The organism is Tunturiibacter lichenicola, assembly GCF_051013355.1.
Lineage (GTDB): Bacteria > Acidobacteriota > Terriglobia > Terriglobales > Acidobacteriaceae > Edaphobacter > Edaphobacter lichenicola_F.
Genome location: NZ_CP132944.1, coordinates 3,247,873 through 3,260,238 on the forward strand (window position 1 = coordinate 3,247,873; position 12,366 = coordinate 3,260,238).

Here is a 12,366-nt window from a genome sequence, read left to right on the forward strand (position 1 = left end):
CCGAGTGCATCACGAGCAACAAAGAAACAACGGGCAATCTTCAGGAGGACAGTTTTGAAACAGCCACGGAAACGTCATCGTTGGTGTGTGCCGCTCTTACTCATTCTCTTTGGTGCTATGTCTTCTCGCTTTTCCTTCGCCCAAGACAGACAGGACAGTCGCTACATCATTATCGATCAGGATGCGGTAGGTCCCGCAGGCACGGACATGAACTCGATGCTGGTCTTCCTGCAAGCCCCGCACGTGAATATCCTCGGAATCACTGTGCTGACCGGCGACGGATGGCGCGATGAAGAGGTCGCGCACACCTTGCGCTTGCTGGAGCTGATTGGCCGTACTGACATTCCAGTTATGGCAGGAGCAGTTACTCCCCTCGTAAGGACACAGGACTGGACTCATGCCTGGGAGCAGATCTACGGAAAGGTGCTCTACCAGGGAGCGTGGAGTAGCTTTCGTCCGAAACATGGAATCGATGAGGTTCCTCCGCTAAGCGAAGGAAATCCCACGACGAAGGTGTCCGATGAAGATGCCGCCCATTTTCTAATCCGGATGGTGCACAAATATCCTCACAAAGTAACTATCTATGCTGCCGGACCAATGACAAATATTGCTCAGGCTATCAGCCTCGACCCGCACTTTGCCGAGCTAGCCGCCGAGCTTGTCATCATGGGAGGCAGCCTCAATCCACACACGGATGATAAGGAGTACGTCGACAGCCCGCGCCACGAGTTCAACCTGTGGTTCGATCCTGAAGCATCGAGCATCGTCTTCCACGCCCATTGGCCGAAGATCACAGTCACCACCGTCGACGTCTCAATCGAAACACATCTTACAAAGGAGATGGTCGAACAACTGAAGGGCATCAACACTCCGGCGGCCCAGTACATCGCTCACTACACGACTAAGCCCGGCGATTATCTTTGGGATGAGCTGGCCGCAGCCGCATGGCTCGATCCTGGCCTTATCACAAGGGAGCGTTTTGTTTACATCGACGTCAGCCTTGATAAAGGCATCAGCTACGGAGACACAATCGTCTGGTCGGACGACGACAAGCCTGCGCTCGATCTGCAGAAGGCTCATGTGCAAATGGACGTAGACTGGCCGAAGTTCCAAAAGTTCTTCATACAACTAATGTCTTCTCCGACTCCGGGAGCAAGCAACCCTCAAATGGCGGCACAACCAAAGCGATAAAACGAACTTCAGCAAAATAGCAATAAGAGACCGACAGTCTAAGACTGCCGCGGAGCGCGACATGAATAGTAAACCCATTGCCATCATGGGAGTCTTTGCCGTTGATCTTGCCTTTCGGGTGAAACGCCTGCCAGTATGGGGAGAGACCGTTCTGGGATCCGAGTTTCGCCTTGGCCCCGGAGGCAAAGGATCAAACCAATCGGTCGCGGTCGCACGTCTGGGCGCGAAGGTCTACTTCATCAGCAAGGTAGGCGCCGATAACTTCTCCGACATCGCCCGCAAGACCTATGAGACCGAAGGCGTCGATACACAATTTCTTATCTCCTCAAACGACGACACGACTGGCGCCGCAGCAATCATCATCGACGAGGCTTCCGGCGAGAACGCTATAGTCATCACTCCAGGAGCCGCGAACGCTCTCACTCCGCAGGAGATCGATCTGGCTCGTGAACAGATTCGCAAATCAGCAGTCTTCATGACGCAGCTCGAACTACCCGTCCCAATCGTTGTGCATGGTCTGAAGACCGCACGCGGACTTGGTGTTCCTACCATCCTCAACCCCGCCCCTGCCTGCGCCCTCGACGACTCCACGCTTGCTCTCTGCGACTATCTCACACCGAACGAGAGCGAAGCCGCAGCGCTTACAGGCTGTTCCGTCGAGTCTCTGGAAGATGCCGAAAAGGCAGCCGAACAACTACTCGCACGAGGAGTTCGTAACGTCATCATGACGCTAGGTGCACGCGGCGCCCTAATCAAGACACCAACGCTAACGAAATACGTCGCGGCGTTTAACGCAGGTCCAGTGATCGACACGACCGGAGCAGGTGACGCCTTCAACGGGGGCCTCGCCGTAGGGCTCTCTGAAGGAATGAGCCTCGAAGAGGCAATTCGCTTCGGGTGCGTCGTCGCAGGAATCTCGGTGACACGCAACGGTACGGCTACTTCCATGCCGAAGAGATTCGAGCTGGACAAGTACATGCAGCAATCTCCCGCTACAAACCGACAGAGTTAACCCGCACTCGTTATGCTCACAAGATCGCAGTGCCAATCAGGACGAGCCCCGCCGCATAACCGATCAGCATCAGTGCTACAACCGATCGCGTCCCGACAGAGGCTCCATGAAACTCTTTCCAGACAAACACGCCCCACAGTGCAGCCACCAGCGTCGCCCCTTGGCCCAGTGCGTACGAAACCGCAGGCCCCGCAACCCCCGATGCGATGACATTCAGACACAGCGCGATCATCCAGATCGCACCCCCAAGCAAGCCGAGCCAATGCAACTTGAACTTCGCATCGCGATACTCTTGAAACGTCGATCCCTGGAAGCGCATAAACAGGGTGTTGATCACGAAGTTGCTCGCAAGCAAGCCGGCACCAAATAGCAGCAGCGCAGTATAAGGAGTCAGAAAGCCCGCTTGAATTGGCTCGCTGTTGAAGTTTGGCGAAATAGACGAAGCCAGTTGCGGATAGAAGAACCCCATCAGACAACCTGCGGCGCAGGCAAACAGTAATCCCCGGCTGGTATTGACCGTCCGCTGCTTCTGCACTTGCCGCGTCGCTACAGCCGACATGATCATCGCAAAGACAATCAACACAACCCCTGCGCCTAACAGCGTCGGGTTGCCCTTGGGAGCGTGGTAGTAGCTCGCCACGGTCCCGATCACCAGAGCGAGGCCCACGCCCACCGGGAAGGCAAGTGAGATTCCCGCAGCGTCGATTGCGATCACCAGCAGAATATTTGCGAGATTGAACAACGCACCGCTGGCGAGCGCTCGCAGCATCGAGTCCGCCGACGCTGTATGAAGATTCGCAACCGCGCTGCTTCCAGCCGAGCCGAAACTACCAAGTGTGAAACAGAAGAGCACTCCCAGCAGAGCCACTCCAAACGCATAGTCCCAGTAGTAGAGAGCGAATGGCCAGCGCTCTTTTCCAGCAAGCTTCTGCGTATTCGCCCAGGAGCCCCACCCCATCATGGTCAAGGCGCAAAATAAAAATGCAACCGCTGAATTAGTTACGATGAACATCCCACCGTCCTTACCGGAATAAGAAACCCCTCCGCCACACCTGCGCTGGCAAAATGAGGTCTCCTCAACCCAGTCTTCTAATAAGAAGATTCAGTCCCGCAAAAGTTTGAACTGATTCAACCCGCGCCATTCTATGCTCTCCCGATCAATCGCTGTCAACGACTGTCTTCAGTAACCTAACTTCTCAAGCTTGACGCCCGATTCTTCCTCCTCTACTCTCCAACCATGCACTCTGTCGTCGCAGCCCGTTATTGTTGTCCGTCCAGCCTCTAGCCGACGAGACACATTCAGGTTCCGCAGAGCTTCCTCCTCAACCGCATCAGGTCAGCTCATTCCGTCTCTCTTCCAGGAGACCAGCTCACCATCGTCTGACCAACAGTCACCACACCACACCAATCATCTTCAGGAGTTACAAACCATGAGCAAGATCCTCACCGACGTCCTCTCCGCCAACGAAAACTACGCCGCCACCTTCGGCGCAAAGACCAACCTTGCCCTTCCCCCAGCTCGCGGGTTCGCCATTCTCACCTGCATGGACGCGCGTCTTGACCCAGCCAAATACGCTGGCCTCGCCGAAGGCGACGCCCACGTCATCCGCAACGCCGGCGGCCGCGCCAGCGACGACGCCATCCGTTCTCTCGTCATCAGCTACAAACTCCTCGGCACCAAAGAGTTCTTCGTCATCCACCACACCGACTGCGGCATGCAGTTCTTCACCAGCGAAGTCATCCGCGGCCTCCTCGCCAACAGCCTCGAAACCGCGGCTCTCACTGCAGAAGGCTTCAAAGACGTAGGCAAAGGCCCCGGTTCAACCGCAGCCGAGTTTGTCGAGTTCCTCACCATCAAGGACCAGGCCGAATCGGTCCTCGCCGATGTCACCCGCATCCGCACCAGCCCACTCGTGCCGAAGTCGATCCCCATTTACGGCTACATCTACGACGTAAAATCCGGCAGGCTGATCGAGGTCCCAGCTGCCACAGAAGCTGGCCGCGCTCATTAGCCGTCACCCTCTCACGAAAGAAAAGCGGATCACCAAAGTCGCACCAAACTTCAGTACGAAGACAGCTGATACTGCACCAGCACGCCATTCACAAAGTCGGCCTGCACACTCGCATCTTTACCTCGAAACACGCACGATGTGACTGTCATTCCATTCACCGCATGGTCATGCGACTCGACCGCCTTCCCATACAGCGCCTCCACCTGTTCTCTGCTCATCCCCTTCTTCAGTCCCTGCGCCGAATCAGCCGGCGGATCCGCAGGTCGAGCCACCAGCGTCGAAGGCGCGCTCGGTGGAGCAGTCACAGTTTGATGACCATCCCCCGGAAATTCGACATACTGCGCCAGCGCGTCTTCAACGACCTGCGGCGTCAGCGAGTCACCCATCTTCTTCGCATCCAAACGAATGTTGAACCTTGACCCACCCTGCTGGCGACCGATACCAACCTGCTGCTGTCTTCTCGCCGCATCGTCTTCGGCACGCGCACGATCGATCCGGTCACGCCTCTCTCGTTCCGCTCTCACATAGTCCAGCTCTCGCTGCAGCGACCTTCTCCGATCCGGATCCGTCTCATCGCGCAGTTGATCCTCCAGCTCCTTCTCTCTGTCACTCTTATTAGCCGGCGTAAAGTGAACAGTCGTATCCGTGTTGTCCCTCGCTGTCCCAAACCCTCCGCCACCAAGCTGAAACTCAATGTTGTCCTTGTTTACCTTTACCTTCGTGACCATCACCGAATCGCCCTTCTGCACGGAGATACCGAAGTCCTTCAATCGATCCGAGTAGCTCTTCACATCCAACGGCTGCGGCCTGCCCGGATAGATGTCCACACCCTTCTGCGTCCCCGGCATGTCCATCTTCACAACCACCTGTTTGCCCTCGAAAAATGGCGAAAGCGCGTCCGGGTTCTGCGCGGCAGCATCGCATAAACCGCCAAACACAAAGACAACCCACATCAGCAATTTAAAATGTTCCAATGACCAACGGGATCGGGGCATATTCTTCCTCCTGGCACATCCGGGGGAACAAAAAATATGAGTTCGCGCATCAAGCACTGACTCGCACTGGGGCCGTTGAAGTAGCTGAGTAGGAATATACCTTGCCGACAGTTCAAAACAGGTGGGGTAATTCCAACTTACCTAAATCTCACAGTCGCCATATTCACTCTTTGGGCACAGGTTGTCGTGTACTTCGAACGGGGGCGTGAAAATGCATGGGCGCTGGGGATGGCCGTCTACTCTTCTCGCAGCAGCGACAAGGGATCGACCGACACTGCACGTTGCGCGGGAATCCACGTCGCCACTAATCCAAGCAGAAGCATCGCCAGAACGACGCCGCCGAGCACGAGTGGATCCCGTGGAGTGGCTTGGGAGACGATGAAAGCCAGCACGCGGCTGCCGAGAACTCCCAACAGCAAACCCGCCGCTGAACCGAACGCAAGAAACTTCAAAGGTCGCGCCAGAGCGGCTCGCAACACCTCCCGTCGCTGCGCCCCCAGCGCAATACGAATCCCCAACTCCCGCAGCCGCTTGCTCACTGTGTACGCGGCCATGCCGAAGATTCCTGTGATCGATAGCATCGCGCCCATCAGCCCCAGCACCCCCAGCGACAGCGTCGCCATCCGCGGCCCAAACAGCATTGCATCCAGCTCTTTGAAGCGCGTTTGGATGAAGACCGGCAGCCCTCGATCGAGCTCGCGCAGCTTCAAGCGAATCGCAGCATCCAACTCCCGCGGATCACGCCCCGAACGCACGATCATCGACGTCGCACTCGAGGGGGACTGCTGCAGCGGGATGAAGATCGCCGGCTTCGGATCTTCGGTCAGACTTGCATACTTTCCGGTCTCGACGATCCCTACCACCTGCGTTCGCACGCCATCTTTCGTCTTGAAGAACCCGCCCATTGCTTTTTCTGTCGACCCGAAGATCTTTCGCGCAAACACCGGATTTACAATCGCAACGTTCGGCGAACCCTCATCGTCCTGCGTCGTAAAACTTCTCCCCGACAGCAGCGTTGTGCCCGATGCGCGGAAGTAGTCCGGAGAGATACGGTAGAGCAATGGAGTTGCTGCTGCATTCGATATCTTAAGATCCGATGTGCTCTCGGTGAAGACGGGCGTCTCGTTTGAGCTATCGCCCAGAGGCACCTGGTCCGCAAGGGCCACAGACTCAACCCCCGAAATAGCCCCCACCCCTTCGATCATCCGCTTCTGCATTGCAGTGACCTTGTCACCAACGTAGCCTGCCATGCTGACGTCGGTATCGACCATCATCGTATTCTCCACCTGGAAGCCAAAGTTGCCGTGCAGCGAACGCGCCAGTCCACGAAGCGCCACCATCGAAGAGGTCACCAGCACCGCACACAACGCAATTTGCACAATCAGCAGCACGTCGCGGAACGTCATGCTCCGTCCAAGCCTTGCACTTGAGCCGGCCTTCACCACCTCGTACGGGCTTGTCTGCAACACCTGGCGCACGGGAACCGAGCCAAACAAAAGTCCACTCGTCAAAGCCAGCAGCAGAGCGAAACCATAGACTCGCCAATCCGGATTCACGGCCAGTTGTATCGGCCAGCGTGGAATCGGCTGCCACACGCTTAGGCCGTGCAGCAACACGACACTGCCCGCAAGCCCCAGCGCGCCTCCGGCCAGTGCGATCAACACTGCCTCCGTGAATAGCCCACGCAGGATTCGTCTCCGGCTTGCTCCTAGCGCCAACCGCAACGCAATCTCACGAGACCGGTCTGCTGCCCGTGCGGCGAAGAGGCTTCCGAGATTCGCACACGCCGCCAACAGAATCAACCCCGAGAGTAGCGTTAGCCCTGTCATGAACTCGCGCACAGGCTTGCCGAGGTAGTCGCCATAAAGGCTCGGACGCCCAAGCTTAAACTGCATCTTGCTCTCATCCTTCGAGTAGTTCTTCTCAAGGTAAGCGCCCGTTGCGTTCAGATCGGTAATTGCCTGCGCCTGGGTTACGCCGGGCTTCAGATGCCCCATGACCATGAAAATCCAGCGATTGCCGCGCGTGGTCAAATCCTCACCAGCCAGCGCCGGATGGTTCACAATCGGCGTGAAGAAATCGGGATGGAAGAACATCATCGTCCCGTGAAAGTCCTTCGGGCCCACGCCAATCACCGTAAAGGGATGCTTATTCAACCGAACGACTCGCCCCACTACGCTTGGGTCCGACTGAAACTGGCTGTGCCAGTACGCGTAGGTCAGCACGATATACGGCGCGCTGTCAGGGCCATTCTCATCCGAGGCATGAAAGAAACGGCCAAGAGATGGCTGAAGCCCCATTGCGTCAAAGTAATTTCCAGTCGCCTCTTCCGCCCACGCCCGCGATGGGTTCGAGCCTGTATCTAACCCCACCGTGAGCTGGTCATACGCAATCAGGCCGTCGAAGCTGTGCGTCCGATCCCGCAGATCAAGATAGTCGGGGTACGACTCGGACGAGTCGCCATTCGGTCGAAATACCGCAAACAAACTCTCCGGATGAGGCACATTCAACGGCCGCAGCAGAAACGCATTCATGATGCTGAACACCACTGCATTCGCACCGATCGCCAGTGCCAGCGTCACCACGGCTGCAACGGTAAATCCAGGCGAACGCCGCAGCTGCCGCATCGCAAACCGTACATCGCCGCAAATCGACTCGATCCACGGCCATCGCCACACTTCGCGGCTGCGCTCCTCAACCAGCGTGCGGTTTCCAAAGGCTCGACGCGCCTCGCGTTCCGCCTCCTTCCGGCTCATGCCGTCAGCTACGAACTGCTCCTTGCGCTCTTCTAAATGCAGACGAATCTCCTCGGAGAGGTCGCCGTACAGCATGTCGCGATGGAAGATACGATCGAACCAGTTCATGGCAGTTCCTCCTAAGTGGATGGAGACTTGCTCGGCTTGAGGACCAGCGTAATGCCCTCGAACATTCTTTCGAAGCTGGAGATCTGTTGCTCGAGATGGCGAAGACCGGAGGCTGTGATCTCGTACGTCCTCACCCGGCGATTCGTCGACGAGACGCCCCACTCGGCTTTCACGAGTTTGGCCTTGAGCAGCCGTTGCAGCGCCGGATAGAGCGAACCCTCTTCCACCTGCAGCAGATTCTTCGACCGCTGATGAATATGCTGCACCAGCGCATACCCGTGTGCCGGCTGACGGCGAAGCGACTCAAGAATCATCATCTCGAGTGCGCCGGGAAAAAGATCGCGTGCAGCAGACTCCGTCATAGGCCTATCTCCAACAGGCATAGACTAAACAGGTATCAAGGTTTGAGTCAACCAAATTCGACACGCCCACTACGCAATGTGGATGAAGCCCAAACTCAGCGAACAAACGAAGAGTTGCCAAGCCACTTCCCAGCAGTAAATCAGAGCAATGCGCACTTGATCTATCTAGAGCCGCTTTCGCTCTTTTGTTTGTCATTCCCGAAGGGAATCTGCGTTTGCACTCTCTACACCATAAGAAAAATTGCATCAATGGGAAGATTTTACGAGCGGCGGAACCCACTTCCCGCTGGTGATCTCTTCCTTGGGCCAATAAGCGCGAATGTAAAGAGAGAAGTCGTCTTTCGGTGCGGGAAGCCAGTTGTCCTGCTTATCAGCGCCGGGCGAGCTGTTTTGCACGTAAATCGTCAGCGAGCCGTCAGGGTTCTGCTTCATCGACTTGCTCTTCGTTCCGAGCGAGAAGCGGTTGAGCGAGTTCGCCGAGAAGAGGTGCTCTTTGTTGTACAGAGTCAGTGACCAGAAGCCGTCAACAGGCGGTGTTTGTCCTGCGGGGAAGGTGACGGTGTAGCCATGCGCGCCGTTGAGCCGCTGACCGCTGGAGTCGAAGTCAGTGTAGATGTAGCGGGTCTCGTTAGGGGAGTTATCGTACATGTTGGATTTTGCGGTCGCGGCGCGCGAGAGATAGTCATAGCCCCAGTTGGCTCCGTTGGGCGGGGAGTTCCAGCCGTTGCCAATAGGGCGTCCGTTCATGTGGAAGTCGAAGAGCGGGCTGATCAGGTCTTTTTCAGCTGCTACCGCAGTCTGCGTCAGTGTCTGCTTCAGCTTTGGATCCTTAGCCGCTGCATCGAGGACAGACTGGAAGTTGGCGTAGAGGGCCTCTTCGCCGGGCATCGGAGGAACTTGTTTAAGGATGATGGCTAGTTCATCGAAGAACTTTTCAGGAATAACCCACTTGGTCTCGCCGCCAGTGGATGGAGGAGCAGGATAGGACGGAGTGCTCTTCCAGTCCATCGTCTTCATCTTGCCGTCAAACTCAGAGAGCGGGTAGACGACGACTTGGTTGAGAAGCGGTTGGATCGCAGCTTTGTCTTCTGGAGTGTCGTCCTGGAAAACGCGGGGGAAGACAGCGACGAGATCAGTCGACGAGCGGAGAACTCCAGTAAGGCCCAAAGGAAGCGTTCCCTTCCAGTTGGGACCGACGATGAGATAGAAGCCGGGTTTTGTTCCATACTGCTTTCCGATATTGCCGAAGGAGTTGGTGCGGGCGTCCGCAATCTGATAGGTGAAGAATCGACTGCCGAAGTCGGGCACCTGAACCACAACCGGCTGCGTGTCGACATGCTGGAAGCCGGCGCCGTAGACCGTGTCTTGGTTGGGGCAGGTCACGTAGCGCTCGTCGGCGCTGATGTAGTCGCTAAGCATGGAGATATGGCCGGGAGGCGATACGGGAACTACTCCGCCGAGGCGGCCGGGAGCTGGGATGTCTTTGGTACCGAGCGCGCGGTTCAGGTTATTTACGAGCGGCCAACCCCAGATGTAAGCAAATCGACCTACAGCAGCGACATACTCCGGCGTCATCACTGCACCGGAGGGCGTACCTGCGATCTGGGCAGCCGCTGGAGCTGCTGGTGGTTTGCTAGTCTGTTGCGGCATGCGAGTCTCCTCAGGAGCTTTCTGCTGCTGGCAACCGGTTGAGAGTGCAGAGAGGAAGACTGTGGCTGCGGCGGTAAGACAAATGCTGGAACGCTGCATGACTTCTCCTCAGAAGAAAATCCGATGGCGTTGCACTGTGTACAGAAGCACTTAGGGGAGGCAGGTCTACCCTCGTTGCATGCGTCCGCGATTCTACATGACTTCTTCGCGTTTCATCGAAACTCATGCCAACGACACGGATCTCCCATTCCAACAGCCGACATTGCTCCTCATAAGAAAGTTTGAGTTTAGTCGTCAGTTGGTAGAGTGCGCTTTCGCTTTTGTTTGTCATTCCCGACGGGAGTCTGGGTTTGAAGTCTCTTCACCATAAGAACAATCGCCATAAACTCACCAGTTCACCTTTAATAGGCCACTCGGACAAGCGTCTGTGAATTGAGATAGAAAGTCGTTTTGAGCGATCGTCAGTAAAGAAACGAGAAGCTTGCAATTAAAATGATCAGGCCCTGAGATTTTAGGCGGAAAACACATGTCAAGCCCTCGTATTGACTAAACCTTTACCATCCATCAACATCCGCGTGGCGTATAAGTTTCGTTCCAGATGATATAGTTGGAAAGAGATCAAAGAACCCCGCCTGAGTGGCGGGGTTTTCCATTCTTAGCCCGTCTTCGCAACTAACTCGTTATGCTGCACATATTTGGACGTAAACCATTTGGAATGAAATATTTGCGAGGGGTTCTCGCGGGTAACTCATTAAAAATAAAAGACTTACGCGAAGGTATCAGGGGGGGGGGTGTGTTGATGGGGCAGCGGTACAAAAGAAGGGCGCGGCCGAAGCCGCGCCCTTTCTGGGACCTTACAACTCTGCTACTCCCAGTGAGCCGTCTGTTGCGCCTTGTCGACGATATCGTGTGCCCGGTCGATATGGTAGGTTGCCCGGTTACGTAGGTCACGCGCCGCCGGTACATCTTCGGCTCTTGAGATGTCATTGTGCGCTGACCAAAGCAGCTCATTCGCCTTCTTGAACCGATCATGCGCGCTCAGGTGCGCATCGATATGGAAGGAGTCATTGAGTCCTTTGCCGTCGTCGATCGAAGCCTGCTTCAGCTCATTGATTGCCGCATCGATCTCACGGATGGCCGCATCGTCGTCGTGCTTCACGGGAGCCCATGCCCAGCCATCGTTCAGATAATGCCTCGCAGCACGCAGATCGCTCAGCGCGTGCAGATAGGCCGGGTGTGGCCCCGGAACATCGGCCTGCATCGTCACTGGCGCTGCTGCCGCCACAAAACCTGCCGTCAAAACCACCAAACGAACCTTCGCAAACATGTTTCTTTCTCCTTTGGGCTACATCCTGTCGTGCCCGCATCCTGCAATACCCACCTTACCCTGCAAAGTTGTGCGTAAATTTTGCTCCTCCCCCCAAAGTTGCAGACGCAATCGGCCAGGACTCCTTGACCACATTCAAACCCACTGCTGACAACCCTCCCGGCTCACCATGCGATACTTAGTCCTGACATGTACAAAAGAGTCCTTCTCAAGATCTCAGGCGAAGCCTTGGCCGCTGGCAAGGGCTTCGGCATCGATGCTGTCTTCATTCACAAAATCGCCGCTGAAATTGCCGCCGTTCACGCCCTCGGCTGCGAGATCGGCATCGTCGTCGGAGGTGGCAACTTCTTCCGCGGAGTCGCCCAGCAGGCCATCGACATGGACCGCGTCGCCGCCGACCACATGGGCATGCTCTCCACCGTCATCAACGCCATCGCGCTCCAGGACGCCATCGAGAAGCTCGGCCTCTTCTGCCGCGTCATGTCCGCCATCGAGATGCACGAAGTAGCCGAGCCCTACATCCGCCGCCGCGCCATGCGCCACCTCGAGAAGAATCGCATCGTCATCTTCGCCGCCGGCACCGGTAACCCATTCTTCTCCACCGATACCGCCGCCAGCCTCCGCGCCATGGAAATAAAGGCCGACATCCTGCTCAAGGCCACCTCCGTCGACGGCATCTACACCGCCGACCCCAAGCTCGACGCAACCGCGACGAAGTTCGACCAGATCACCTACAACGACATCCTCCGCCTCAACCTCCGCGTCATGGATACCACCGCGGTCTCCCTCTGTAAGGACAACAACATGCCCATGATGGTCTTCAGTATGCGCGAGCCCGGCAACATCGTCCGTGTCGTAAGCGGAGAAAAGATCGGATCCCTCGTCACTGCCTGAGCAATGGGGTTAGCACCAGCGTCGACGGTCACTTCGAGCGTGCAGGACCTTTTGTCGTC

The 12,366-nt window shown here is 56.5% G+C and carries 10 protein-coding genes; 4 read left to right on the top strand and 6 right to left on the bottom strand.

The features are described from left to right. The first annotated feature begins 117 nt into the window (after positions 1-117). Positions 118-1,191, top strand: a complete 1,074-nt coding sequence (locus RBB82_RS13675; RefSeq protein ID WP_433971152.1) for a nucleoside hydrolase — start codon at positions 118-120, stop codon at positions 1,189-1,191. Between the two features lie 61 nt (positions 1,192-1,252). Next, positions 1,253-2,203, top strand: coding sequence for a ribokinase (gene rbsK, locus RBB82_RS13680; protein ID WP_433971154.1), 951 nt, complete (start codon positions 1,253-1,255; stop codon positions 2,201-2,203). Positions 2,204-2,219: 16 nt separating this feature from the next. Here the strand turns inward: rbsK and RBB82_RS13685 are convergent, their stop codons facing one another. After that, positions 2,220-3,215: a GRP family sugar transporter gene (locus tag RBB82_RS13685; RefSeq protein ID WP_433971155.1), complete on the bottom strand. Its 996-nt coding sequence runs from the start codon at positions 3,213-3,215 to the stop codon at positions 2,220-2,222. Positions 3,216-3,633: 418 nt separating this feature from the next. Here RBB82_RS13685 and RBB82_RS13690 point away from each other — a divergent pair, with 418 nt between their 5' ends. Beyond that, positions 3,634-4,215, top strand: a complete 582-nt coding sequence (locus tag RBB82_RS13690) for a beta-class carbonic anhydrase (RefSeq protein WP_433971156.1) — start codon at positions 3,634-3,636, stop codon at positions 4,213-4,215. A 50-nt stretch (positions 4,216-4,265) separates the two neighbouring features. On the opposite strand, the gene RBB82_RS13695 is transcribed toward RBB82_RS13690, so the two are convergent. The 5 genes from RBB82_RS13695 to RBB82_RS13715 all read right to left on the bottom strand — a co-directional run bounded on the left by RBB82_RS13695 (position 4,266) and on the right by RBB82_RS13715 (position 11,413). Then, a complete protein-coding gene (locus tag RBB82_RS13695; RefSeq protein WP_433971158.1) occupies positions 4,266-5,210 on the bottom strand; it encodes a hypothetical protein in 945 nt (314 codons plus the stop codon). Between the two features lie 236 nt (positions 5,211-5,446). Continuing rightward, positions 5,447-8,074, bottom strand: a complete 2,628-nt coding sequence (locus RBB82_RS13700) for an ADOP family duplicated permease (RefSeq protein WP_433971159.1) — start codon at positions 8,072-8,074, stop codon at positions 5,447-5,449. Positions 8,075-8,085: 11 nt separating this feature from the next. Then, complete coding sequence (locus tag RBB82_RS13705) at positions 8,086-8,436, bottom strand: PadR family transcriptional regulator (protein ID WP_260735065.1); 351 nt, start codon at positions 8,434-8,436, stop codon at positions 8,086-8,088. 246 nt (positions 8,437-8,682) lie between these two features. Next, on the bottom strand, positions 8,683-10,185 hold the full coding sequence (locus RBB82_RS13710; protein ID WP_433971161.1) for a DUF1254 domain-containing protein: 1,503 nt from the start codon (positions 10,183-10,185) through the stop codon (positions 8,683-8,685). A 766-nt stretch (positions 10,186-10,951) separates the two neighbouring features. Continuing rightward, positions 10,952-11,413: a hypothetical protein gene (locus RBB82_RS13715; RefSeq protein ID WP_433971163.1), complete on the bottom strand. Its 462-nt coding sequence runs from the start codon at positions 11,411-11,413 to the stop codon at positions 10,952-10,954. A 189-nt stretch (positions 11,414-11,602) separates the two neighbouring features. On the opposite strand from RBB82_RS13715, the gene pyrH reads away from it, so the two are divergent. Then, positions 11,603-12,307: a UMP kinase gene (gene pyrH / locus RBB82_RS13720; RefSeq protein ID WP_433971164.1), complete on the top strand. Its 705-nt coding sequence runs from the start codon at positions 11,603-11,605 to the stop codon at positions 12,305-12,307. The last annotated feature ends 59 nt before the right edge of the window (positions 12,308-12,366 follow it).

Coding starts and splice junctions, on each gene's coding strand:
- RBB82_RS13675 (WP_433971152.1), top strand. CDS start 118: ATGTCTTCTCGCTTTTCCTTCGCCCAAGACAGACAGGACAGTCGCTAC.
- rbsK (WP_433971154.1), top strand. CDS start 1,253: ATGAATAGTAAACCCATTGCCATCATGGGAGTCTTTGCCGTTGATCTT.
- RBB82_RS13685 (WP_433971155.1), bottom strand. CDS start 3,215: ATGTTCATCGTAACTAATTCAGCGGTTGCATTTTTATTTTGCGCCTTG.
- RBB82_RS13690 (WP_433971156.1), top strand. CDS start 3,634: ATGAGCAAGATCCTCACCGACGTCCTCTCCGCCAACGAAAACTACGCC.
- RBB82_RS13695 (WP_433971158.1), bottom strand. CDS start 5,210: ATGCCCCGATCCCGTTGGTCATTGGAACATTTTAAATTGCTGATGTGG.
- RBB82_RS13700 (WP_433971159.1), bottom strand. CDS start 8,074: ATGAACTGGTTCGATCGTATCTTCCATCGCGACATGCTGTACGGCGAC.
- RBB82_RS13705 (WP_260735065.1), bottom strand. CDS start 8,436: ATGACGGAGTCTGCTGCACGCGATCTTTTTCCCGGCGCACTCGAGATG.
- RBB82_RS13710 (WP_433971161.1), bottom strand. CDS start 10,185: ATGCAGCGTTCCAGCATTTGTCTTACCGCCGCAGCCACAGTCTTCCTC.
- RBB82_RS13715 (WP_433971163.1), bottom strand. CDS start 11,413: ATGTTTGCGAAGGTTCGTTTGGTGGTTTTGACGGCAGGTTTTGTGGCG.
- pyrH (WP_433971164.1), top strand. CDS start 11,603: ATGTACAAAAGAGTCCTTCTCAAGATCTCAGGCGAAGCCTTGGCCGCT.